Origin of the sequence: Sphaerisporangium sp. NPDC051011 (genome assembly GCF_040653595.1) — a bacterium.
In the GTDB taxonomy this organism is placed as follows: domain Bacteria; phylum Actinomycetota; class Actinomycetes; order Streptosporangiales; family Streptosporangiaceae; genus Sphaerisporangium.
Map to the genome: position 1 here is coordinate 489,581 of NZ_JBFAGG010000004.1, position 23,251 is coordinate 512,831.

Here is a 23,251-nt window from a genome sequence, read left to right on the forward strand (position 1 = left end):
CATGACGCGCACCGGACGCGACACCGCGCGCGGGACCCGCGCCGCCCCTCAGGGGGAGGGCGCGGGCCCCGTCCGGCGGCCGAGCCGGCGCGGCGCGTGGGTCCTCGGGTACGCGTTCGTGGCGCCGACCGTGGTCCTCACGGTGTTGTTCTCGCTGGTCCCGCTCGGGATGCTGCTGTGGCGCAGCCTCTACAGCGGCGGGGTGTTCGACTTCGCGCCGACCTTCGCCGGCCTGGACAACTACACGGCGATGCTGGCCGAGGGCGGCGGCCGCGCGCTCGGCGTCACCGGCCTCTACACGGCCGGGTTCATCGTGCTCACGATGGGCGCGGGCCTCGGCCTGGGACTGCTGCTCAACTCCCGCGCGCCCGGCGTGGCCCGGCTGCGGGCCCCGTTCGTCATCCCGCTGGTCGTGCCGGTGGTGGCCACCGCGCTGATCTGGGCGAACATGTTCGCGCCGCGGTTCGGGCTCGTCAACAGGCTGCTCGGCGCCCTGAACCTGCCGCAGGCCGACTTCCTGTCCTCGCCGGGCCTCGCGCTGCTGGCCGTCCTCACCTTCGGCGCGTGGCAGTTCTTCGGGCAGAACGTGATCCTTTACGTCGCCGCGCTGAAGTCCGTGCCACAGGACGTCCTCGACGCGGCCAGCGTGGACGGCGCCGGGGCCTGGCGGCGGTTCCGGCACGTCCAGTGGCCCATGATGCACCGCCAGACCCTGCTGATCTGGGTGGTGACCACGCTCACCGGCCTGCAGACCTTCACCCAGATCTACGTCCTCACCCAGGGCGGCCCGGACGGCGCGACCTCGACCGCCCTCTACTACGTCTACAACGAGGGGTTCGTCCAGTTCGACACCGGCCGGGCCAACGCCATGGGGGTCGCCTTGTTCCTGCTCTCCCTGCTCGTCACCATGGCGCAGCTCTGGCTGGCAGGGCGGGCCGACCGTGCCCGCTAGCCTGCTCGCCCGCCGCGCGGTGGTGTACCTGCTCCTCGGTCTCGCCGTTCTGATCGTGGCGTTCCCGCTGTTCTGGATGGCCGTGAGCGCGCTCAAGACCGACGCCGAGATCGTCAACCCGGCCGCGCCGCTGTGGCCGGCCGAGCCGCAGTGGTCCAACATCGGCCAGGCGTTGTCCCAGGCGCCGTTCGGCCGCTGGTACCTGAACACCGCGATCTTCGGTGTCGCCGCCACCGCCGGGCAGCTCACCACCGGGCTGCTCGCCGGGTACGCCTTCGCCCTGCTGGAGTTCCCCGGCAGGCGGCTGCTGTTCCTCGTCGCGCTGAGCGGCCTGATGGTGCCGTTCAGCGCGATCATCGTCCCGATGTCCCAGCTCCTCGGAGACCTCGGCTGGCTGAACACCTACCAGGGCCTGATCGTCCCGAACATCGCCTCCGCGCTCGGGGCCTTCCTGTTCCGCCAGTTCTTCCTCGGCACCCCGCGTGAGCTGGGCGAGGCCGCTCGCCTCGACGGCGCCTCGGAGCCGCGGGTGTTCCTGAGCGTCTACGCCCCGCTGGCCCGTCCGATGATCGCCGCGCTGGCCATCATCCTGTTCCTCCAGAACTGGAACAACTTCCTGTTCCCTCTGATCGTGGTGAACACGACGGACATGTCCGTCCTGTCCCAAGGCCTGTCGGTCTTCCAGAGCCAGTTCACGACCCAGTACAACCTGATCATGGCGGCGTCGCTCGTCACCGTCGTCCCGGTCCTGCTCGTGGCCGTGGCCGCCCAGCGCCACATCATCGAGGGCATCACCCTGGGCGCCCTCGACTGAACCGCCCGCGCTCGCCCGGCCCGCCGGACCCCGCGCTCAGTCGCCGGGGAAGAGCGGGGCGAGCGTCTCGTGGAGGGGCGTCGTGGGACGGCCGATGAGCTTGGACAGGGTGCCCGGGGTGTCGGCGAGGACCCCCTTGGTGATGTCGGCGTCCATCGCGGCGAGCATGGCGGCCACCGGCTCGGGCAGGCCGGCGGAGGCCAGGACGCGGGCGTACTCCTCCTGCGGCAGGTCCTGGTACGTCACCGGGCGCCCGGCCAGGGCGGAGACCTCGGCGGCGAACTCGGGCATGCTCCACGCGGTGTCGCCCGACAGCTCGTACACGCTGTTCTCGTGGCCCTCGCCGGTGAGCACGGCCACCGCGGCGGCGGCGTAGTCGGCGCGGGTCGCCCCGGCGACGCGGCCCTCGCCCGCGCTGCCCGCGACCGTGCCGTGCTCGGCGCCGTTCAGCGCCGCGGACACGTAGTTCTCGGTGTACCAGCCATTGCGCAGCAAGCTGAAGGGGACGCCCGAGGCGCGGATGTACAGCTCGGTCGCCAGGTGTTCGGGGGCGACCGCGAGCGGGCTGGTGTCGGCGTGCAGCAGGCTGGTGTAGGCGAGCAGCGCGACGCCGGCCGCGGCGGCGGCGTCCACGACGGCCTTGTGCTGGTCCAGCCGCGCGCCCACATCCGGGCTGGAGATGAGCAGCACGCGGTCCCCGGCGGCGAAGGCGCCCTCCAGCGTGGCGGGCCGGTCGTAGTCGGCCTCACGGACGTGGACCCCGCGTTCCGCGAAGTCGGCGGCCTTGCCCGGGTCGCGTACGACGACCGCGATCTGGTCGGCGGGGACGGCGGCCAGCAGCCCTTCGACGACGAGCCGGCCGAGCTGTCCGGTGGCGGCGGTGACGACGATCATGATTTCGGTTCTCCTCAGAAGTGGGTTCGCCCGTAGGTTAGTACTAACTTTCAGAAAGTGCTACCCGATTCGTAGGTACGTGCTTCAAGAAAGTGGCGCTGAGAACGTACGCTTGGCGTATGAACGAGCAGGGCACGGTGACCTCGGACGCGCGCGAGCCTGTCACCGAGGGCGAGCGGGACGCGATCGCCGGGGACGGCCCGGGCGACGCGGGCGCGCCGGACGAGCACGGGCGGATCATCTTCGATGTGTTCGCCCGCGGGTGCCCCTCCCGCGAGACGATGGAGCACATCACCGGTCGCTGGGGCATCCTCGCCCTGGCCGCGCTCGCCGACGGCACCTACCGCTTCAACGCGCTGCGCCGCCGCGTGGACGGCGTCAGCGAGAAGATGCTCGCCCAGACCCTCCAGGCCCTGGAGCGCGACGGCATGGTGCACCGCGCCGCCCAGCCCACCATCCCGCCCAAGGTCGAGTACAGCCTCACCCCGCTCGGCCGCGAGGCCGCCCGCCGCCTGCTCGACCTCATCGACTGGCTGGAGGGCGAGATGCCCGAGGTCCTGAAGTCCCGCGCCGCCCACGACGACGCCAAGAACGCCGGCTGAGCCCGCGTCAGACGCGCATCCAGGCGCGGGTACCGAAGGACGCGCAGGCCGCCGAGGCGATGGGGATCGCGAAGCTCAGGGCGGCCGCGAAGGCATCCTCGGTGAAGGTCTCGGTGGCGGAGCCACGGCCGCCGGGACCAGGGGCGGGACCGGTGAGCGGGCCGACGCCGGGGTCTTCCCCGAGAGCCCGGCACAGGGCGAAGGTCAGCGCGCCGTGCAGGACATCGCCCGCGCCCAGGGTGTCCACGACGTCCACGCGGGGGACGGGAATCGACCGCACCTCGCCCCGGCCCCGCCACAGGACCGGGCCGGACCCGTGGGTCACGGCGGTCCAGGGCACGCCCGCGGCGGCGAGACGGGCGAGGACCTCGCGCGGCGTGCGAGCGCCCGGCGGGTGGAAGTCGCCCGAGACCACCGCGACGTTGATGTACGGCAGCAGTTCGGCGGTGCCGGGCTTCCAGCTTCCGCCGTCCAGGACGGTGAGCCGCCCCCGCTCGCGGGCCAGCCGCGCCGCCGCGAGGGCGAGGCCGGGGTAGTGGCCGTCCAGGTGCACCACCTGGTGCGCCGCCACCAGGTCCGCCAGCCCGGGCGGCGGCTGGACGCGCACGCCTGAGCCGTTGACCGACACCACCGCCCGGTCGCCGGTGCCGCGCGTGACCATGATGGTCGAGATGGCGGGAGGCCCGGCGGCGTCCGGCGTCAGGTCGGTGAGCCGTACGCCGTGCTCGTCCAGGTCGGCGAGGACGCCCCGCGCCAGCGGGTGGGCGCCCACGGCGCTGACCAGCGTCGCTGCCCCGCCCAGGTGCGCGAACGTGACCGCCGCGTTGGCCGCGGGCCCGCCCGCGGCGACGGTCTGCCCGAGCGCCGTGACCTTCTCGTTCGCGGCCGGCATCCGGTCCACAGACTGGACCAGGTCGAGCGTGCACAACCCCGCGAACAGCCCCCGGCACGTCATCGAAGCTCCTTGAGCGTGGAGACCCCCGCATTCGAGGGCGAACGTCACGTCTCACCGTAACCACACCAGGCCCGCACCCCTCCAGTGCGTTCCCCGGAGCGCGCGGGACGAGAAGGCTGGAGTGCCCGGTGGTGGAAGAGGTTTGGCGGGGGTGCGGCGGGAGGGAGGTTTTCGCCGTGATCCGACGCAGGGTTTCGGTCGTGCTGGCTGGTCTGCTCGGCCTGCTCGGGCTGCTGGGCCTGCTCGTGCCGGCGGGGTGCGGCGGCGGGGAGGTCGTCGGCCCGGAACGCATCGCCGACCTGCGGGCGCAGGGCGTCGCGCCCGATCTGCTCTTCGTGGTGAACCTGCCCGGGTACAGGCTCGCCGAGCGGACGATGAGCGTGTACGGCGAGGAGGGCCTCCAGGCGTACTACGCCGCGCCCGGCGGCCGGCAGGTCTGGTTCGGAGTCGAGCGCGGCGACTTCAGCGACGCCCTGTGCCCCGAGCGTCCCGTCCACGACGCCGAGTGGCTCGCCGGGCCGGTCGGGTGCGACGCCGACGAGCTCGGCTGGTACCGCGTCAGTGGCGACCGCCACGAGTACGCCGCCGCGGGGGAGGGCCACGTCATCCGCCTGAGCGGGCGCATGGCGGACGTGGACCGCGCCGCCCTGGCCGAGGCCATGAGCGAGATCCACCGCATCGGCCCGGGCGATTCCGAGGGCGCGAGGGTCTAAGGTTACGTCGGGTCGTTGGGCATGTTCTGAGGAGGGAAGACCGATGCTGAGTGGCCTGATCGCCTTTGCGATCGCTTCTCTGCTGGTGTCCATGATTCCCGGGCCCACCACCGTGGTGATCCTGCGACAGTCCGTCCGGGCGGGCCGGTCGGCGGGGGTGGCGACCGTGCTGGGCAACGAGACCGGCTGGCTGGTGTGGTGCCTGACGGCCGCCTTCGGCCTGTCCGCACTGCTGCTCGCCTCCGAGATCGCCTTCGACATCATGCGGATCGTCGGCGCGATCGTGCTCGTCTGGTTCGGCGCGAAGATGTTGTGGCAGGCACGCCGCAAAGCCCAGGGCGATCCGCCCGAAGACCTGGCCGCATCATCGCCCGGCAGGCCCTCGCTGTGGAGCTGCTACCGGTCGGGGCTGCTGACCAACCTGGCCAATCCGAAGGCCGGCGTGTTCGCGCTGTCCTTCCTGCCGCAGTTCGTGCCCGAAGGCGCCCCGGCGCTGCCGATGCTGCTGCTCCTGGCGGTGGCCTCGGCCCTCATAGACCTGGCCTGGTATCTGGGGATCGTCCGGCTGGTCGGCGCGGCCGAGCGATTCTTCAAGCGGCCCGTCGTGCGCCGTTACCTGGAGTACATGTCAGGAACCTTGCTGATCGGTCTGGCCGTCCGCCTCGCTCTCACGAGCAAGCCCTAGTGTGACCCTGTCTACGCAGGCTGCCTCCGGGACTGAAGACTCCGGTTTGACCTAGTCAGGCTGCGCGCAACAGCCCAGTCGGTGCCGCACGAAATCTGGATGGGCATCGCCGATAGCGATGCTGTTCTCATCAAGACCGTTGACGATGTGGAAACGGCCCGCATCGAAGACGAACTCCACAGCGATGGTGCCGTCTGCCAGGTCATGACTTGATGGACGCCATGCGAGTAGAGCAACTTCGCGGAGTTCCTGGCCGACGAACGACTCAAGCCGCTCGTCGGCGCCGGACCACGCTGGCGTTAGCTCGAACCACTCCCAGCCACTGATCGCAGCCGACATGTCGATGGTGTTCCAGCTGATCGAAAGCTTATCGAGCTTCCAGTGGCAGATCTCTGCTTGGACGCCGTCGAAGTCGAAGACGACCGGGCAGTCAGCGAACCATTCCCCGTTCTCGACGAAACGCACGATCGCGAACCCAGTCAGACGCCGCCCACCAAGCGCGGCCAGACCCGGTCCGTGTCCCTCGCGGACGGCTTCGAGTCCGACGAGAAAGGTCGGCTTGAAGCCGGAGATGCCCATGGTCACGATAGGCGATTTTCCAGCCCCCGCCCATGTTTTTCGGCCGCGTCAGCGGTCACGGGCCCTGTTACATCACCGGCCGCACGCCGATCACGTTCTCGACCCGCTGTCGTCATGCCCTTTTCGGCGTGGCGCGGCGGTGACACACGCGAGAGGCGAGGTATGCACAGTATGGAAGAACGACGCCGAAGATCGAGCTGGCCGCCATCATGCGCGCCGGCCCCACGTCCCTACGCCCCGGACGGTAGGTCCACCTCAGGAACGGGCGCCTGACCGGGGAGCCGGCCGCGTGAGCGGGGAGCCGGGGACCACGGGGTCAGGGGATGAGGGAGACCTCCGGGAAGCGCGTGTCGGGGCCTTCGAACAGGTGGGTCGGCTTGCCCCGCAGGTGCAGGTCGAAGAAGGCCCCGACGTAGGCGCGCTGGGCCGCCACCGAACGTCCGGGATCGATCGTGCCCACGTAGTCCGCGAGCGGCACCGTGGGGAGCTTGGCCGCGATCTGCGGCAGCAGCGGCTGCAGGTCGGTGAACGAGCCGTGGGCCGCGCCCTTGAAGCGCAGTTCCCGCTTCCATCCGGTCGAGGCCCGCCAGAACGACTTCCAGCTCGGCTCGCTGTCACGCGTGTGGGTCTCGGCCGCCAGTTGCAGGAACGGCCTGGCCGCACCGCGCGTGGCCACCGGGCCGACATAGGCGCCGTCGAGGTTGACGCCCGCGTCCACGCGGGCGTCGTCGCGGGTCAGCTGCGCGGCGACCGACCCGCCCAGCGACTGTCCAAGCGCCCCCACCCGCGAGGCGTCGGGCGCGCCGAGCATCCCCTCGGGCAGCTTGCCGCCGATCGGGCGGCCGTGGGCCAGGGCGGTGACCTGGTCCAGGACGTGGCGCATGTCGGCCAGGCGCGCCCGCGTGTGCTCGGCCAGCAGCTTGGCGATGACCTTCGGCGTCAGCTTCGCGGGCAGCGGCTGGGCGCGCACCAGGCGTCGGCCGGGAAACTCCACCTGCTCGGCCTCGTAGGTGTGGTCGACGGTGACGACCAGGTAGCCGCGCGAGGCCAGGTCCTCGACCAGGGTGGTGCCCAGCGTGCGCGGCCCGCCGTCCCCCGAACCGAACAGCACCACCGGCAGCTTGCCCGCACGCGGCTCGACCGGCGCGCCCACGCGGGCATGGGTTCGCGTGGCGGCCCAGGCGACGGCGCCCTTGGCGATGCCCAGGGGCGGCGCCGAGTGCCGATCCCAGTCGGCGGCGGCCAGCGGCGCCATGTGCGGCGCGAGCGGCCCGCCGCCCGCCACTGCCGGGTACCACAGGCTGATCATCAGTTCCCGGTACGGCTTGGCCGCCACCAGCGGATCGGGCCGCGAGCGGTCGACCAGCCGCATGGCCACGGTCCCGATCGGATACGGGCCGCCGGGCGCGGGCAGGTTCACTCCGATCGGGCTCCCGGCGTCGGCGCGGGCCGCGGGCAGGGAGACCGCAAGCACCAGTACGGCCAGCCCCGCGACCTTGCCCGCGGCTTTCGAGACGGTGGATGCCGGGCTCTTGGAGACGGCGGACGAACCGGTGGCCCTGGCCCCAATGGTCAGATCCGTATTTTTCGTGACAAAGGACATGCGAAAGCTCCTCAATCGGAAAAGGATGTCCGACGAGGCTGGCAGCCCGGCACGCCCGCGGGCCAGCGGCGGAGGTCGCACGCGCGCATGCGACTTTCGGATGACGGTCATCCCCAGGGAGGAGCGGGGGCGAACCCGCAGCACAACTAGGGTCAAGTGCATGAAACCAGCCGACCGTCTGGCGGCTCGCCTCACCGCGATGAGCCGATGGTCGACCGTGCCCGCCGACGCGCTGCCGGCCGCCGCGCTGTTCCTGGCCACGCTCGGACCCGGCCGGGTGCTGTCCGGCCCCCCATGGCTGCTCGCGCTGCAGACGGCGCTGGTGGCGCCGCTGGCCTGGAGACGGTGCGCCCCGATGACGGTCCTGGGCGCGATCGGCCTCGCCGCCGCCGTCCAATGGGCGCTGGACGTGCAGCTTCCCGCCGACGCCGCCCTCCTGGTGGCCCTGTACACGGTCGCCGCGCGCCGCCCGTGGCGCCACACCCTGACGGCGGCGCTCGCGCTGCAGGCCGGGGTGCTGCTGGCCGCCGCCCGCTGGGCGCCGCCCGGCCTGTTCCCCCTCACGGCGGGCGCGCTGAGCGCGATGGCGGCCGCCGCCCTCATGACCGGCCTGTGGATGCGGGTACGGCGGGCTTACGTGACCTTCTTGGAACGCGACCGCGAGCAGCGGGCACGGCTGGCCGTCGCCCAGGAACGCGCGCGGATGACCCGCGACATGCACGACATCGTCACCCACAACCTGTCGGTGATGGTGGCGCTGGCCGACAGCGCCGCCTACGTCCGCCACAGCGCGCCGGATCGGGCCGCGGCGGCGATGGAGCACATCGCCGCGACGGGACGCCAAGCCCTGCAGGACATGCGCCGCTCCCTGAGCACCGGCGGCGGCCGCGCCACCTCGGGCCAGGACCGCCTCGACGAGATGCTTCAGCCTGCGCCAGGGATCGCCGAGCTCGGTCCGCTGGCCGAGCGGATGCGCGCGGCCGGGCTGGCGACGTGTGTCCGGGTGGCCGGTGACACCGAGGCGGTTCCCGCCGCCGCCCAGCTGACGATCTACCGGCTGGTTCAGGAGGCGCTGACGAACACGCTGCGGCACGCGCCCGGGGCTCGCGCCGATGTGCGGGTCGACGTATCGTCGGGTCGTGCCGAGGTGGAGGTCACCGACGTTCGCGACCCGGTCGTGCTTGGCGCCCCCGGGCCCCTCGACGCCGAGACCCAGGTGTCCGGGCCCCGCTCCGGGCTCCGGGGCGATGGACGCGGGATCGCGGCCATGCGGGAACGGGTGGCCGCGTACGGCGGGACCCTGGACGCCGGGCCGGTGACGGGCGGCGGATGGCGGGTGCTGGCCGTGCTGGACCTGGGAGCGCCACGATGATCCGGCTGCTGATCGCCGACGACGAGTCGCTGCTGCGGATGGCCTTTCGCATGGTCTTCGAGGCAGAGCCGGACATGGAGGTGGCCGGGGAAGCGGACGACGGTGAGCAGGCGGCCAGGCTGGCGCGGCACCTGCGTCCGGACGTGGTGCTGATGGACGTGCGCATGCCCGGCCTGGACGGCATCGAGGCCACCCGCCGGATCGTCCGCGACAGCCCGCGCTCGCGGGTGCTCATCCTGACCACCTTCGATCTGGACGAGTACGCCTTCGCCGGGCTGAAGGCCGGAGCGGCCGGGTTCCTGCCGAAGAACACGCGACCACAGGAGCTGCTGAGCGCGATCCGCAGCGTCGCGGCGGGAGAGGCGGCGTTGTCGCCGCGCGTCACCCGCCGCGTGCTGGAGAGGTTCGCGCCGCAGATGACGCCGGGGCCCGCCGAGCGGGACGAACGGCTGGCGCGGCTGACCGCGCGCGAGCACGAGGTGCTGGTGCAGGTGGCGCGCGGGCTGTCCAATGCGGAGGTGGCCGCGGCGTTGCATCTGGCCGAGGCGACGGTCAAGACGCATCTGAGCCGCGTGCTGGTCAAGCTCGGGCTGCGTGATCGCGCCCAGGTGGTGGTCTTCGCCTACGAAAGCGGCCTCATCCGCCCCGCCACCCCCGACCTCTGACCGCCCCACCCGACCCCGTCCCGCACTCCAACATGCGGGCCATCGCCGAGGCGGCGGGCGACCGCCACTCCCAAGCCGCCCGCGCCCGTGATCACCGCCACGTCGTGGCGGTCCTCAATCGGCTGGTTCACATCTCGGCCCCACAGGGCACCGGCCGCTGCGGGTGCGCGACACCCTGTTTTGAACGGTGGTGTGAGAGGAGGGTCGGGCGACCCGGCCCTCCTTCTCGATTAACCGTCCCATTTCGTGTCGTTTGTTCCCGATGTTGGCTCGCCGTTGGTTCCAACGCCGCCGTCCCGGCGGAAACGATCACCCGACACCGGAACGATTACCATGATCAACGCAGGGGTGGGCGTACGCCATCTGGCAGTTGTGAACGGATCGCATCCACCGGAGCTGCGGATTCTCGCTTTCTAGCCGATGTCGGCGAGGCCTATGCGGGCGAGAGGGAGGAGGGCTTGGGGGGTGGCTCGGCGCCATTGGTCGCGGGTGGTCGGGGTGACGCCGTTCTGCTGGGCGTCGGTGAGGGCGGTCTGGTTGTAGGCGATGGCGCCGGTGTCGCTGGTGGCGGCTCCGGCGTTGGTGCTGGTCAGTTGGAGGGTGCGGATCCAGGTGGCGGCTTTGGTCGCGGCGGTGCGGAGGCGGGAGGCGCGGGCGGTGTCGACCAGGCCGGAGTCGGCGACGGCGCGGAGGGCCTGGCCGGCGAGGCCGGTGCTGTTGGTGTTGGGGGCGGCGGTGGGGCCGGAGCCGTTGAAGGAGCCGCTGGCGTCTTGCTGCTGTTTGAGCCAGAGGGCTCCCTTGCGGGCGGCCTTGCCGGCGGCTGTGTTGCCGGAGCGGTCGGCAGCGATGAGAGCCTGGACGGCCAGGGCGGTGGAGTCGGGGTCGAGGACCGGGTTCGTGGCCTGGTCGCAGGTGGTGGCGTCCGGATAGAGGCGGAAGCCGCCGACGGCGCACTGCTGCTTGATCAGGAAGCTGACGGCGTCTAAGGGGACGCCGCCGGAGCGGGCCAGGCCGAGGACGTTGAAGGATTGGCCGAAGGTGTTGCTGTAGTCGGCGTCGCCTTGGTCCTGGAAGCGGCCCTGGTCGGGGCCGGGCGTGGTGGTCATCAGGGCGAGGGATTCGGCTCGCAGGTCGTAGCCGCCGAAGTTCTGCGGGTTGGAGCCGGTGGCGACGGCGAGGTAGAGGAGTTTGCCGGTGGCGCCGGACACTCGGACGCCGGGCTGGCCCCAGTCGTCGTAGCTGTTGTAGGAGCGGACGTGGGCGGCGACGTAGGCGGTCGCCTTCGCGGCGATCTGGGGCTCGGCGCCGGTCGCCTTGAGGGCGATCACCGTGTCGACGGTGAGGCCCCAGTCGGTGAAGCCGTACTGGTCGTTGTAGATCCCGCCTTGGGCGTCGAGCTGGGAGGCCTGCCACTCCGCAGCGTGGACGCTCGCGGGCGACGCGGCCTGGGCGGGGGCGGTGAGGCCGGTGAGCACGACGGCTCCGGCGGCCAGGGGGATGAGCAGGCGCCTGACGGCGATGCGCATGGAAGGGCCTTTCGCTTGATCGCGAATGCCGCCGTGGATCCGCCGGGCACACCGAACCCCACCCGCGCCGGAGGCGCGTGAGCAGGGGGTGCGGACCTGGCGATCCGGACTCCGTCCTGTAGACCACGACAGTGAGAGTCGACGGCACCCCGGCAGGGCATTCCGGCTCACGGCCCTGGTTCGGGCCGTCTACGGTTGCGGGTCAGCGCCGGGTTCGGACCGGCTTCCCCCTGCCAGGACGCGTATGGAGATTGTCATCGGCAGCGTAAGGCGTACGGGAGGTGATCGTCCAGTGCGGATCCGGCCGGTAACGCCTGGCGCGTCCAGTCTTGGGCTGTGAGGGCGGTTCCATCCGGAGCTGTTCGTCTCTGACGGCACTCATCTCAACCGGAAGGGGCGGCGGTTGTGAGCCCCGGACACCAGGTCAGCCCTCGCCCAGCTCGACGCGAAGCGTAAGCGCGGGGCACCATCGGCCTGCCCGGTCCGGTCGCCCTCCCTGGATCCCCGTCCGGCTCGATATGACCGGACGCGGAGGCGGGCCGGGACCGGACGCGGGGGGCGGTGTGACCGGACGCGGAGGCGGGGGCGTCAGCTCAGGGACGCGCGGGTGAGCCAGAAGTCCAGCAGCGCGGAGTCACCGACGACCTTCACCCGGCCGCCGGCGGCGGGCAGACGGCGGTAGAGGGTGAGCAGGACGTCGGTGAGCGGGCCGAGCACCGTGACGGTGGCCTCCCCGCCGCCGGCGCGGCCGAAGGTGAAGCCGTCCGCGCCCAGCTCGATCAGCCAGGCGGCGTCCGCGTCCGTGGCCTTCAGCCCGATGGTCTCCCCGGAGCCGCGCAGCTCCGCAAGCGCCGGCATCCCGCCCGCCTGCTGGCCCTTGAACAGCTCCAGCAGCTCGTCGATCGCGTCGGCGGCCAGCTCGGGCGCTAGGGCGTAGTCGCCGCCCACCGCGAGGGCGACGTCGGCGCGGTGGACGACGATGTCGTGCACGGCGCGGCGGACCCAGAAGGTCGTGTTCCCCTGGAACCCCCACACGGTCGCCTCGGCGTCCGGGCCCGCCGCGCGCAGGGCGGCGGTGTAGGTCTCGGCGCCCTCGGAGAACCAGGCGTCCAGCTCGGCCCAGTCGTCGGTCCCGGGCCCCGCGAGCCCGGCCACCTGCGCGGCCGGGTCGCTCACCGGCGTGCCGGTGCGCACGGCCGTCCCGACCGTGCGCAGGTTGCCCCCGATGTGCCGGACGAGCGAGGCGAGCGTCCAGCCCAGGCACGTCGGCACCGGCACGGACGGCTCGGACCCCTTCACCAGTTCCCGGAGCATGCCGCTCTGGTCGATGATCTCGTCGCAGTACCGGTCGTGCCCCAGGGGTGCCATGTCGGTGCTCCTCGTTCGCCGCGCCCGCCCTGGGCGCGTCGGTTCGAGGATATTTCCGGCCGCGACGGCGAGACAGGGCCGCGCGGCCGTTCCGGGGTCATCAGTGGCGCGGGCCAGGGTACTGCCGGGGCAGCTCGTAACCACGGGCGGCGAGCACCCCGCGCAGTCGGTCGGGGTAGTCGGTGATGATGCCGTCCACGCCGTCGTCGATGAGCTTGTTCATCGTAGGCTCGTCGTCGATCGTCCACGGGACGACCTTGATGCCCATCCGGTGGGCCTGGTCGACCATGGCCTTGGTGACGTAGGGGACGTACGTGGGGTCGGTGACCTTGCCGTTCTGCGGGAAGCCGTGCACCGGCGAGAACGCGGAGGCGCCGAAAGACTTGATCGCCTTCAGCGGGTCGCCGCCGAAGTCGTCGATGTCGATGCCGCCGAGCCACGGCGAGGCCCCCGGCTTCCCGGTCTGCAGGAAGTCGTAGTTGGTCAGCGCGACGAGCGGCAGACGCGGCTCGACCTGGCGCATCCGCATCAGCGCGCCCCAGTCGAAGCTCTGGATGGTGACCTGACGCTCGATGTGGGCCCGCCTGATCTCCTTGACGGCCACCTGGACGAACTGCTCGCGCGGCGCGGTCTCGGCGGGCGCCCCGGCCTCCACCTTGGTCTCGACGTTCAGCTTGACGTCGTGCGCGCGGAACTTCTTGACCAGGTCGAACACCTCGCTCAGCAGTGGCATCCGCGCGCCGGGGGCGGGCCGCTGCGCGGGGAAGTCCGGCAGCGTCCTCGACCCGCAGTCCAGCGTCCTGACCTGCGCGAGGGTGAGCGTGTTGATGTACTTGCCGACGTAGGGGTACTCCGGGTCGCCCGGGGTCACGGGGCCGGTGTCCTGGCACTTGCGGCCGTCCACCTTGCGGTCGTGGGTGACGACGGCCCTGCCGTCCTCGGTGATCTGGATGTCCAGTTCGAGGGTGCTGACGCCGACGCGCAGCCCGTTGGCGAAGGAGTCCAGCGTGCTCTCCACCACGAGCCCGAGCCCGCCGCGGTGCGCCTGGAGGTCGAACCGCTTACGCCCGCCGTGACGGCCCTGCTCGCCCTGCTCGTCCCGGTCGCCCTGCTCGCCCTGCCGGCCCTGGTCGCCTTGGTCGCCGGCGAGGGGCGCGGCGTCCTGCGGGACGCCGGTCGGGGGCGTGGCGGGGTCGGCGAGCGCCGCTCCCTGGGCGGCGGGGACGAGCAGGCCGGCCAGGACGGCGGCGGTGGCCAGGGTACGGGATCTGATCATCGTGAGTCGCATCCGTTCTGATCGGGATCTCGGTGCATCCGCCAACCTGCCGATCATGGGTGACCCTCGGGGAAACGTCCGACGAAGACGCCCGTCCAGTCGCGTGTCCGTTCGGTACGCCGGACCCGCCATCCGGTCAGCTATGTCCGGATATATCAGGCGAAATCGGGTCCGTGCGGGTGGGAATCGGGTCGGCGCGTACGTCCTGGCGGGCGAGCTCGCCGCCGCCGGGGGAGACCACCGGGCGGGGTTCGCCGCCTACGAGGAGGTGATGCGCGGCTACGCCGCGGAAGCCGTCCTGCTGAGGAGGCCGAGGTCAGCGGACCCCGCGCGGGCGGAACTGGACGCTGATGCGGGGGCCGATGGCCCGGGCGGACTTGGGCACGGCGTGCTCCCACGTGCGCTGGCAACTGCCGCCCATGACGATCAGGTCGCCGTGGCCGAGGTCGTGACGCAGCGCGTGGCCGCCGCCGTTCGGGCGCAGCAGCAGGGCGCGCGGCGCGCCGACCGAGATGATCGCTACCATCGTGTCCTCATCGGCGCCCCGCCCGATGCGGTCGCCGTGCCAGGCGACGCTGTCGCGCCCGTCGCGGTACAGGCACAGCCCGGCGGTGCGGAACGGCTCGCCGAGCTCCCGCGCGTAGTGCGCGTTGAGCGCGTCACGGGCCTGGTCGAGCACCGGGTCGGGCAGGGGCTCGTCCTCGTCGTAGAACTTCAGCAGCCGGGGGACGTCGACCACGCGGTCGTACATGTGGCGCCGCTCGGCGTGCCACGGCACGACCCGCTCCAGCCGGGCGAACAACGCGTCGGCGCCGGCGATCCAGCCCGGGCGGACGTCGACCCACGCGCCGTGGTCGAGCAGGGTGCGCTTCACCGTCGGCCCGAGGGGGCCGGGGCCGGGCTCGTCGCACATGTCCAGCAGCGAGGCCTGGAATGGTGCGGTCATAAGCCCAGCATACGGTATGTATTCAAACACACATTCGATCAACGCCCCAGTCGCGTGGCGGGCGGCCGGGCGAGGGCGTGGCGGGCCGCGCTCAGCGCCCGCCCACGCCCGTCGTCTGCGGGTGGCGCGCGTGGGCCGCGGGCCGCTCGGCGCCGTGCCGCGCGGGCCCGCCGCGTCCGGGGCTGGGAACCACGATGGCCGTCATGATCAGGCCGCCCTCGGCCGACCAGCGCCCCGAGAAGGCCGTCAGCCGCTGGCCGCGCACCCGGGGGCCGGTCACGCGCAGCCACGCCGAGAAGTTGCCGTGCAGCGGGTCGATGTTGATCATGATGTCCTCGAAGTCCAGCCACCGCTTCGTCAGCGGGAACCAGGCCTTGTACACGGCCTCCTTTGCGCAGAACAGCAACCGGTCCCAGTGGACGCGGGGATGGCGGGCGGCGAGCTTGGCGAGGCTCTCACGCTCCTCGGGCAGCGAGATGGCCGCGAGGACGCCGCCCACGAGGGGCTCGTTGGGCTCGGCGTCGATGCCGATGGTGGTCACCTTCGCCGAGACGCCGACCACGGCGGCCCGGTAGCCGGTGCAGTGCGTCATGCTGCCCACGACGCCCGGCGGCCACTGGGGCTCGCCCCGCAGGCCGGGCAGCACCGGGCTCGGCCGCATGCCGAGCTTGCGCATCGCGTCGTGCGCGCACACCCGTACGGTGCTGAACTCCTTGCGCCGGACCTCGTCCGCGTGCGCGATCGACATCTCCTCCTCGGGGAAGAGAATCGGATCGGGCGGATCGGTGAACACGTCGACGGCGACGACACTGTCCGGCAGAATAGACTTGATCATGGTATCTCGCACCCCGTGAAGAACCGCCCGAGCGGATCGCCCTGGCGCACGCCGCCGAACCCCGGCCGGAGCGACGGCCTCTCAGCGGTCTCCCGGCCGCGGGAAACACGCAAAGGGAGAATGGCGGCCCCCGGGGACCTTTGAATGCTCACATGGGTAGCGTTCACGTTCCCAGCGTATCGACGCGGAAGTTCCAGCGGAAATCAATACCGGTGTTTCTTGGGGTGCGCGATCACGTCCCGCCAGGGCGGCGCGGGCGGTGGGTAAGGGTTCTCGCAGGGGATCGGCGGCGGGAATTCCGTCGCTCCCGAGAGGCTCGCCGCCGTTTCGGTTTCCCTCGGCGAATGGCCGTGACCTGGGCCTTCGTCCGATGTGCGGGCCTTTGCGTGCCGTCCGGCATTCGGCCCGCCACGGAAAGGGCTCTCTGCGAGATGCGTGCGCATCGTATATCAGGTATTCCATGAGACAAAGGCCCGGAATGAAATCGAGACCGAATGGCGGCCGGGCGGACCCGCCGGCCGGGGAACCGTGCCGCCCGCGCGATTTAGACGGCGGCGCGGGGTAATCGCCGCGGGCGTCCCCCCGGCTGCGCCGCGGCGTGCCCGCATCCTACCGCGCGGACCTGCTGCTCGTCCGCATTGTCTGGAAAAGCGGTATCCGCGTGTCGTACGCACCCGAACGGGTGACCGGAGCCGCGCCGCCGCCCTTCTCGGCCGGGGAGCCCGTCTTCGTCAGCGGGCGTCCCCGCCTTCCCCGCCTTCCCTGCCTTCCTCAGCCGACGAGCTCGCCCGACTCGCCCATGCGCTCCCCGTGGCGCACCCCGGCGGCCGGGCCGTCCCCCGCCGGCGCCTCCCCCTCGTCGCCCCCGCACCGCGCGGCACCGGCCCTCTCCAGCATGGACGTGGCCCGTGCCTCCCACGCCGGCGCGTGCATCGACCGGAACAGGGTGAGCGCCTGCTCGAGGTGGACGACGGCGTGCTCGGCGTCGTCGCAGGCCATGGCGAGCTCGCCCAGCCCGAGCAGGGAACGGGCCTCGGCGAGCCGGTCGCCGGTGGACCGGGCCAGCCGCACCGCATGGCGCAGCGCCTCGTCCGCGCGGGCCGTCTCGCCCCGCCGCAGCCGGGCCAGGCCGAGCCCGTTCAAGCTGTACGCCTCCCCGATGGGGTCGCCGATCGTCCGCACCATCGTGAGGGCCGTCTCGAAGATCTCCGCGGCCAAGGCCGGTTCCTGCCAGGCGAGGTAGGTGTCGCCCATCCGGTGCAGCACCTGGGCCTCGACCCTCCTGCTGCCGCCCTCGCGGCTCAGCGCCAGCGCCTCGGACAGCAGGTTGCTGGCCCCCTCCGGGTCGCCGGTCTCCAGGCGGAGCTGCGCCAGGTTGTGCAGCACGTACGCCGAGGCCACCTGGTCGCCCATGCCGGCGAACATGGCCAGCGCGCGCTCGTAGTGGGCCGCCGCCTCCTCGAAGTGGCCGCTCATCCTCTCCAGGAAGGCGATGTTGCGCAGCACCAGCGCGGTGCCCTGGTCGTCGCCGATGTCGGTGAAGAGGCTGATCGCCTCGTCGAAGTCGCGGCGCGCCTCGGGGAACCGCTTCTCGGTGATGTGGAGGGACCCCCGCGAGTACAGCATCGCGGCCTGCCCCCGGACGCTGCCCGCGTGGCGGGCGGCGGCGAGCGCGGTCTCGTGGGTCTCGCGCCAGTCGTCGAGGTAGGCGCGCGACTCGAACAGCGTCACGGCGCTGATCGCCAGATCCCAGCACAGGTCGGCGAACCCGGCCTGCGCCGCCTGGCGGATCCCGGACACCAGCAGCTGGCGCTCCCGCTCGTACCAGGGGAGCGGTTCGGTGACCAGCGCGGCGACCAGGCGCGGGGGCAGCGGCCAGCGCGGGGCGTCGCTGTGGATCTGCACGTAGTCGCCGCCGTACTCGCGGCGGTGGGCGGCCTCGGCGAGGAACAGCAGCGCCCGCAGCACGCGCTCCAGGGCGGCCTTGCGTTCGGCGGGCGTCTCCTCGGCCGCCAGGCGCTCGCGGGCGAACACCCGGATCAGGTCGTGGAAGCGGTACATGCCGTGCACGCCGTTGCCGCCCGCTGTGTCGATGAGCTGCGCGTCGGACAGCTCGTCGAACAGGTCGGCCGTCTGGTCGTAGGAGCGGTCCAGCAGGGCGGCGCCGTTCCACGCCGAGAACGTGCCGGTGTCGAGGATCGCCAGCCGCCGGAAAAGGCGCCTGGCCTCCTCGCCGACGCTCTCGTAGGTCAGCGAGATGCTCGCCCGGATGCCCATCTCGCCGTGGTTGAGCTCGTCGAGCCGCCGGGTCTCGTCCTCCAGGCGGCTGACGAGTTGCTCGATGCGCCAGTGCGGGCGGGCCGACAGCCGGGCCCCGGCGATGCGCAGCGCGAGCGGCAGCTGCCCGCACAGTTCGGCCAGCGCCCTCGCGGCCTCGGGCTCCGACCGTACGCGGGTGGTGCCGGCGATGCGCCCGAGCAGCTCGATCGACTGGTCGGTGTCGAAGATGTCCATGTCGATGTGGATGGCGCCCGCCAGCCCCGCCAGGCGGCTGCGGCTGGTGATGACGACCGCGGAACTGCGGGTGCCCGGAAGCAGCGGCAGGACGTGGCTCTCGCCGGCGGCGTCGTCCAGGACGATGAGGGTCCTGCGGTCGGCGAGCAGCGCGCGGTACATCTCGGCGCGCTCCTCCAGCCCGTCCGGGATGGAGTTGCCAGGGACGCCGAGCGCGCGCAGGAACCGCTCCAGCACGTGCATCGGGCTGACCTGCCGGGAGGCACCCCCGTGCAGGTCGGCGAAGAGCTGGCCGAACGGGAAGCGGTCGGCGACGGCGTGCGCGGCGTGCACGGCGACGGTGGTCTTGCCGATGCCGGCCTTGCCCGCGATGACGATGACCGGGACGGCGAATCGGGAGGGGTCCTCGAAGGCGAGGGCCAGCTCGCGCTGGATGGCGTCGACCTGCTTGGCGCGGCCGGTGAAGTCGGCGATGGCGTTCGGCAGCAGGCCCGGCACCGGGAAGGACGGTGCGGGGGGCGGTTCGGCGGGGACGCTGGTGACCTCGGCGGGCGCGTCCAGGCTGTCGTCGGCGGTGAGGATCGCCTGTTCCAGGCGCTGGAGCTGCTCGTTGGGCTCGATGCCGAGTTCCTCGATCATCGTCTCGCGGGCCAGCCGGTACACCTGGAGCGCCTCGGCCCTGCGGCCGGAGCGGTAGAGGGCGAGCATGAGCTGGCCGCGCAGGCGCTCACGCAGCGGGTACCCCTCCACGAGCCGGGTGAGCTCGCCGACGAGCTGCTGGTGCCGGCCGAGGTCGAGTTCCAGCTGGACGCAGTCCTCGTTGGTGAGGATGCGCTCCTCGTTCAGCCGGCTCGCCGCCGCCTGCACCGGCCTGCTGTCGATGCCCTCCAGGGCCTCCCCGCGCCACAGGGCCAGGGCCTCGCGGTAGTGGTTGACGGCCTCGTCCGCGGCGCCGGCCTCCCGGGCGCGGCGGGCGCGGGAGGTCAGTTCCTCGAACCGCCGCATGTCCAGTCGGCCCTCGTCCACGCGGATGGTGTAGCCGCGCGACTGGGTGGAGATGATGTCCGGATCACCGTTGGCGGCGAACAGCCGCCTCAGGGACGAGATGCAGATCTGGACCTGGGCCCGTGACGTCGGCGGCAGGTCGTCACCGTAGATGGCCTCCGCGAGGCGGTCGACGGTGACCACCCGGTTGGCGTCCAGCAGGAGGTTGGCCAGGGTGATCCTCTGCCGCGTCCCTCCGATATCGAGCCGTTCCGTGCCCGCGAACACCTCAAGTGGTCCCAGAATGCGGAACTCCACCTGCTTACTCCTTGCCAGAAAACCTACGGACCCACCCGAAGTCTTCACGCTCTCAGGCCTACTGGGGCAAGTATCAGGTGCGCCACCTCAGGGCGGGCCGGGCCGGGTCGTGGAGAGGACCGCCTGGTGAGGCGCGCAGGGATCAAGCCCTATCCCTCTCCTTCCGAACCACTACCGCTTAATCCCGTATACTACAAGTTTGCCGTTACAGCAACTGGACGGGTATTTACGCACCAGATATCCCATCTGGGGTGGTCTGTTAAACCGGGGAAAGCGCGGCTTTCCGGATAACCGTGGGGAACGTGCGCGCGAAGAGCCGGGTTCGCGACCGGGAAGCCGGAGGATGCTCCAGTTGTCGCGTTTCGCGTCGGCTCCGAAACGCTGCGTGATCCGCCTCCTCGCGCGCTTCCGGACGCGAGGCGATGGCGGCTCGTCTGTCAAGTGCGACGCGGAAATCGGGGGCCACACGGAACTCCGGGCGCGTGGGAGAGCTCCCGCGGGTGATCGCCCGATGTAGCCTTTGCCCTGGCGGGAAACCTCGGCCACCACCTCTTTCCAGGCCCTGACCGCCGATTCGACCGCCGGAAACGGTAGGGGTTCCGCTGGGGTTCTGGGCGGTTCGGCACCGGCTTAGCATCGAATCGATCGAGCTTGCATGGATTTTATACGGGCGAATGAGGTGGTGTGTCTGGGCGGTTTATTCGCGGCAAGTCCCCACGCGGGCAAGGGCCATCGTGCGAACGCCACTCGCGCGGTGGCCTTGCTTTTCACGTGCGAACCGCGACCGTGTGAACACCGCCACCGAGAACGGGGCCGCCGGAATGAGGAAACGGAGACGGAACGGCCGGTCGACAGGCCGGGAATCCGTTTCTCCGATCGGGCGGCCTCGCGCGGTGAATATCACGGAAACGGGCGTCGTGAAATCAACGCGGCCGGACGTGGCCGGGCTCCGAGCGCCATTTCACCGCCCGCGCTCGTGGCGGTGACGATCCATTCTCGAGCGAGGCCCAGGAGGAACGAGTCTCCGGAAGGCACGGCCTCGCCCGCAGCACCTCCCCGATGCGAGGACCACAGCTCGCACCCGTCAAACCCGAGGAGTGAAGATGCCCCGCCGTCTGTTCACCTCCGAGTCGGTCACCGAAGGCCACCCGGACAAGATCGCCGACCAGATCAGTGACGCCGTTCTCGACGCCATGCTCAAGGGCGACCCGAAGAGCCGCGTCGCCGTCGAGACCTTGATCACCACCGGCCAGGTGCACGTCGCCGGTGAGGTCACCACCCAGACCTACGTCGACATCCCCGGCCTGATCCGCGACACCATCCTGGAGATCGGGTACGACGCCTCGCACAAGGGCTTCGACGGCGCCTCGTGCGGTGTGTCGGTGTCCATCGGGGCGCAGTCCCCCGACATCGCCCAGGGCGTGGACGACGCCTACGAGGTCCGTGAGGGCGAGGGCACGGACGAGCTGGACCGGCAGGGCGCAGGCGACCAGGGCCTGATGTTCGGTTACGCCTGCCGGGAGACTCCGGAGCTGATGCCGCTGCCGATCACGCTGGCGCACCGCATGGCGCGGCGGCTGTCGGAGGTGCGCAAGAACGGCACGGTGCCCTACCTGCGTCCCGACGGCAAGACCCAGGTGACCATCGAGTACGACGGCGACCGTCCGGTCCGGCTGGACACCGTGGTCGTCTCCACCCAGCACGCCCCCGGCATCGACCTCGCCGACCTCCTCACGCCGGACATCAAGGAGCACGTCGTCGACCCCGTCCTGGCCGAGCTGGAGATCGACACCGAGGGGTACCGGCTGCTGGTGAACCCGACCGGCAAGTTCGAGATCGGTGGGCCGATGGGTGACGCGGGCCTGACCGGGCGGAAGATCATCGTGGACACCTATGGCGGCATGGCCCGTCACGGGGGCGGGGCGTTCTCGGGCAAGGACCCGTCCAAGGTGGACCGCTCGGCGGCGTACGCGATGCGCTGGGTGGCCAAGAACGTGGTGGCGGCGGGGCTGGCCGACCGGGCCGAGGTCCAGGTGGCCTACGCGATCGGCAAGGCGCAGCCGGTGGGTGTGTTCGTGGAGACGTTCGGCACCGAGACGGTCGAGGTGTCGCGCATCCAGGATGCCATCCTGCGCGTGTTCGACCTGCGCCCGGCCGCGATCATCCGTGACCTTGACCTGCTTCGCCCGATCTACTCCCAGACCGCCGCCTACGGCCACTTCGGCCGCGACGAGTTCCCCTGGGAGTCCACCGACCGCGCCGAGGCACTGCGTCAGGCCGTCTAGGAGCACACCGTAACCGGCTTCCGCGAGCACATGGCCCGGCGTTTCCTGATCGCCGGCGGCGCGATGGGCGCCACGCCGGGTCGGCCGCGTGGACACCAATGCGTCGATCGTGCAGACGTGTCAGGACCTGTCGCAGGTGAAGGCGGCGGCGCGTCGTGCGGTGGAGGCGGCGGGTCGTGATGTACCTCCCGAGGCGCCCGGTATCCGCTCTCTCCGGGTGAACCGGGCGCCGCGCACGCGGGGTTCGTCGCCGGCCTCGAACCTCGCCATCGGTGACCGGACTGCGCCGCCGATCGTCCTGGATTCCACCGAACCGGCCGTGCTCCAGGCCGGCCTGAAAATGCCCGGCGGCGCCGCGATCGTCAATTCGGTGAACCACGAGGACGGCGACGACCCCGAGTCCCGATTCACCGGGATCACGCGCCTGGTGAAGGAGCAACGGCGGCGCGGTGGTGGCCATGGCCATCGGCGAGGATGGGCAGGAAGTGGAAACCGCGCGTCGCCACGCGGTTGATCGAGAATCCGACAGCCGATAGGGAATGGCCGGCCGGGGACATCATCGACCGCCTCACCATCCCGCTCACCGGTCAGGAGGAGACGCGGCCCGACACGATCAAGGCCATTCGCGAATTGAAGCGCCGTTATCCGGCCCTCCAGGCCACTTCCGGGTCGTCGAATATCTCGTTCTGCCTGGATCCGGCCGCTCGTGTGGTGGTGAACCCGGTGTTCTTGAACGAAGTGTGTGAACGCGCCGCCGGATTCGGCGATCGTGCCCCGCGCGGCGTGACGCGCCCGCGAAGGACGGCGTCGCGCCCCTCACCCGTACATGATCAGGGCCCAGGACAGGCACCCCAGCGCGGCGGTGGACGCCATCGCGCGCACGACGTTCCAGCGGACCCACCTGGGCTCGAAGCGCCCGCGCACCGCCCCGGGGTCGGCGATCCGCGCCGGATCCCCCGCGGCGTTCAGCGCGTTGTTCAGCGGGATGTGGATGGCGAAGGTGATCGCCAGCATCGCCCCGTACACCACCAGCGCCGCCGCGATCCACGGCAGCGCGTCGCGGTGCCGCTCGTCCAGGTGCACCACGATGGCCGCGGCGGTGAGCAGGGGAGCGCCGGCGAACCCGGCGGCGAACCAGCCGTTCAGGATGACGACGTTGATCCGCTGCATCACCCGGATGTACGTGCGGTCGTCCACCTGTCTCAGCGCGAGCATCACCGAGCACGCGTAGGCGTAGAACAGGCCCGCGACCAGCCCTGTGGTGATCGTCGCCGCGATCAGCACGGCCTGCCGTAGCGCGTCCACTTTCGCCTCCTCACCGCGCGGGCGCGCCCCGCGCGGCGCCCGGCCCTGCCATTCAAGCGG

At 71.5% G+C, this 23,251-nt stretch carries 19 protein-coding genes, 1 pseudogene and 1 riboswitch; of the genes and pseudogenes, 9 read left to right on the forward strand and 11 right to left on the reverse strand.

The window, feature by feature from the left end; translation table 11 throughout:
- Window position 1 precedes the first annotated feature (1 nt).
- Together AB0H21_RS12295 and AB0H21_RS12300 are read left to right on the forward strand one after the other, a co-directional pair.
- Window positions 2-952, forward strand: a complete 951-nt coding sequence (locus AB0H21_RS12295) for a sugar ABC transporter permease (protein ID WP_358515089.1) — start codon at window positions 2-4, stop codon at window positions 950-952.
- Window positions 942-1,766 carry a carbohydrate ABC transporter permease gene (locus AB0H21_RS12300; RefSeq protein ID WP_358515092.1) on the forward strand — a complete coding sequence of 275 codons (825 nt, stop codon included), beginning with the start codon at window positions 942-944 and terminating at the stop codon, window positions 1,764-1,766. The genes AB0H21_RS12295 and AB0H21_RS12300 overlap by 11 nt, the downstream gene beginning before the upstream one ends.
- Before the next feature lie 36 nt (window positions 1,767-1,802).
- Here AB0H21_RS12300 and AB0H21_RS12305 read toward each other — a convergent pair whose 3' ends face one another.
- Window positions 1,803-2,660 (reverse strand): SDR family oxidoreductase, encoded by an 858-nt coding sequence (locus AB0H21_RS12305; RefSeq protein WP_358515095.1) that lies wholly within the window; start codon window positions 2,658-2,660, stop codon window positions 1,803-1,805.
- A gap of 119 nt (window positions 2,661-2,779) precedes the next feature.
- On the opposite strand from AB0H21_RS12305, the gene AB0H21_RS12310 reads away from it, so the two are divergent.
- Window positions 2,780-3,262, forward strand: a complete 483-nt coding sequence (locus AB0H21_RS12310; RefSeq protein ID WP_358515098.1) for a helix-turn-helix domain-containing protein — start codon at window positions 2,780-2,782, stop codon at window positions 3,260-3,262.
- A gap of 7 nt (window positions 3,263-3,269) precedes the next feature.
- On the opposite strand, the gene AB0H21_RS12315 is transcribed toward AB0H21_RS12310, so the two are convergent.
- Complete coding sequence (locus AB0H21_RS12315; RefSeq protein WP_358515101.1) at window positions 3,270-4,217, reverse strand: PfkB family carbohydrate kinase; 948 nt, start codon at window positions 4,215-4,217, stop codon at window positions 3,270-3,272.
- Window positions 4,218-4,393: 176 nt separating this feature from the next.
- Here AB0H21_RS12315 and AB0H21_RS12320 point away from each other — a divergent pair, with 176 nt between their 5' ends.
- Together AB0H21_RS12320 and AB0H21_RS12325 are read left to right on the forward strand one after the other, a co-directional pair.
- Window positions 4,394-4,930: a hypothetical protein gene (locus AB0H21_RS12320; RefSeq protein ID WP_358515104.1), complete on the forward strand. Its 537-nt coding sequence runs from the start codon at window positions 4,394-4,396 to the stop codon at window positions 4,928-4,930.
- Between the two features lie 43 nt (window positions 4,931-4,973).
- Entirely contained in the window at window positions 4,974-5,615 is a 642-nt protein-coding gene (locus AB0H21_RS12325; RefSeq protein ID WP_358515107.1) for a LysE family translocator, read from the forward strand.
- 51 nt (window positions 5,616-5,666) lie between these two features.
- Here AB0H21_RS12325 and AB0H21_RS12330 read toward each other — a convergent pair whose 3' ends face one another.
- Both AB0H21_RS12330 and AB0H21_RS12335 read right to left on the reverse strand, forming a co-directional pair.
- On the reverse strand, window positions 5,667-6,200 hold the full coding sequence (locus tag AB0H21_RS12330; protein ID WP_358515109.1) for a hypothetical protein: 534 nt from the start codon (window positions 6,198-6,200) through the stop codon (window positions 5,667-5,669).
- A gap of 310 nt (window positions 6,201-6,510) precedes the next feature.
- Entirely contained in the window at window positions 6,511-7,797 is a 1,287-nt protein-coding gene (locus AB0H21_RS12335) for a lipase (RefSeq protein ID WP_358515111.1), read from the reverse strand.
- 160 nt (window positions 7,798-7,957) lie between these two features.
- Here AB0H21_RS12335 and AB0H21_RS12340 point away from each other — a divergent pair, with 160 nt between their 5' ends.
- The gene (locus AB0H21_RS12340; protein WP_358515114.1) at window positions 7,958-9,169 is read left to right on the forward strand and encodes a histidine kinase; all 1,212 of its coding nucleotides are present in this window, start codon (window positions 7,958-7,960) and stop codon (window positions 9,167-9,169) included.
- Window positions 9,166-9,834, forward strand: coding sequence for a response regulator transcription factor (locus tag AB0H21_RS12345; protein WP_358515117.1), 669 nt, complete (start codon window positions 9,166-9,168; stop codon window positions 9,832-9,834). Before AB0H21_RS12340 ends, AB0H21_RS12345 begins: the two co-directional genes overlap by 4 nt.
- A 413-nt stretch (window positions 9,835-10,247) precedes the next feature.
- On the opposite strand, the gene AB0H21_RS12350 is transcribed toward AB0H21_RS12345, so the two are convergent.
- The 6 genes from AB0H21_RS12350 to AB0H21_RS12375 form a co-directional block, all read right to left on the reverse strand.
- Complete coding sequence (locus tag AB0H21_RS12350) at window positions 10,248-11,360, reverse strand: hypothetical protein (protein ID WP_358515119.1); 1,113 nt, start codon at window positions 11,358-11,360, stop codon at window positions 10,248-10,250.
- A 155-nt stretch (window positions 11,361-11,515) separates the two neighbouring features.
- A riboswitch (cobalamin riboswitch) is annotated at window positions 11,516-11,592 on the reverse strand.
- A 356-nt stretch (window positions 11,593-11,948) separates the two neighbouring features.
- Window positions 11,949-12,728: a maleylpyruvate isomerase family mycothiol-dependent enzyme gene (locus tag AB0H21_RS12355; RefSeq protein WP_358515122.1), complete on the reverse strand. Its 780-nt coding sequence runs from the start codon at window positions 12,726-12,728 to the stop codon at window positions 11,949-11,951.
- A gap of 100 nt (window positions 12,729-12,828) precedes the next feature.
- A complete protein-coding gene (locus AB0H21_RS12360) occupies window positions 12,829-14,004 on the reverse strand; it encodes a glycerophosphodiester phosphodiesterase family protein (protein WP_358515125.1) in 1,176 nt (391 codons plus the stop codon).
- A 316-nt stretch (window positions 14,005-14,320) separates the two neighbouring features.
- Complete coding sequence (locus tag AB0H21_RS12365; protein ID WP_358515127.1) at window positions 14,321-14,950, reverse strand: alpha-ketoglutarate-dependent dioxygenase AlkB; 630 nt, start codon at window positions 14,948-14,950, stop codon at window positions 14,321-14,323.
- Between the two features lie 91 nt (window positions 14,951-15,041).
- Window positions 15,042-15,785, reverse strand: a complete 744-nt coding sequence (locus AB0H21_RS12370) for a 4'-phosphopantetheinyl transferase superfamily protein (protein ID WP_358515130.1) — start codon at window positions 15,783-15,785, stop codon at window positions 15,042-15,044.
- Window positions 15,786-16,556: 771 nt separating this feature from the next.
- Window positions 16,557-19,601, reverse strand: coding sequence for a BTAD domain-containing putative transcriptional regulator (locus AB0H21_RS12375; protein ID WP_358515133.1), 3,045 nt, complete (start codon window positions 19,599-19,601; stop codon window positions 16,557-16,559).
- A gap of 1,103 nt (window positions 19,602-20,704) precedes the next feature.
- On the opposite strand from AB0H21_RS12375, the gene metK reads away from it, so the two are divergent.
- Together metK and AB0H21_RS12385 are read left to right on the forward strand one after the other, a co-directional pair.
- On the forward strand, window positions 20,705-21,886 hold the full coding sequence (gene metK, locus AB0H21_RS12380) for a methionine adenosyltransferase (protein ID WP_358515135.1): 1,182 nt from the start codon (window positions 20,705-20,707) through the stop codon (window positions 21,884-21,886).
- 289 nt (window positions 21,887-22,175) lie between these two features.
- Window positions 22,176-22,624, forward strand: a pseudogene (locus tag AB0H21_RS12385) (dihydropteroate synthase); the annotation flags it as partial.
- A gap of 78 nt (window positions 22,625-22,702) precedes the next feature.
- Here AB0H21_RS12385 and AB0H21_RS12390 read toward each other — a convergent pair.
- A complete protein-coding gene (locus AB0H21_RS12390; RefSeq protein ID WP_358515138.1) occupies window positions 22,703-23,191 on the reverse strand; it encodes an anthrone oxygenase family protein in 489 nt (162 codons plus the stop codon).
- Between the last annotated feature and the right edge of the window lie 60 nt (window positions 23,192-23,251).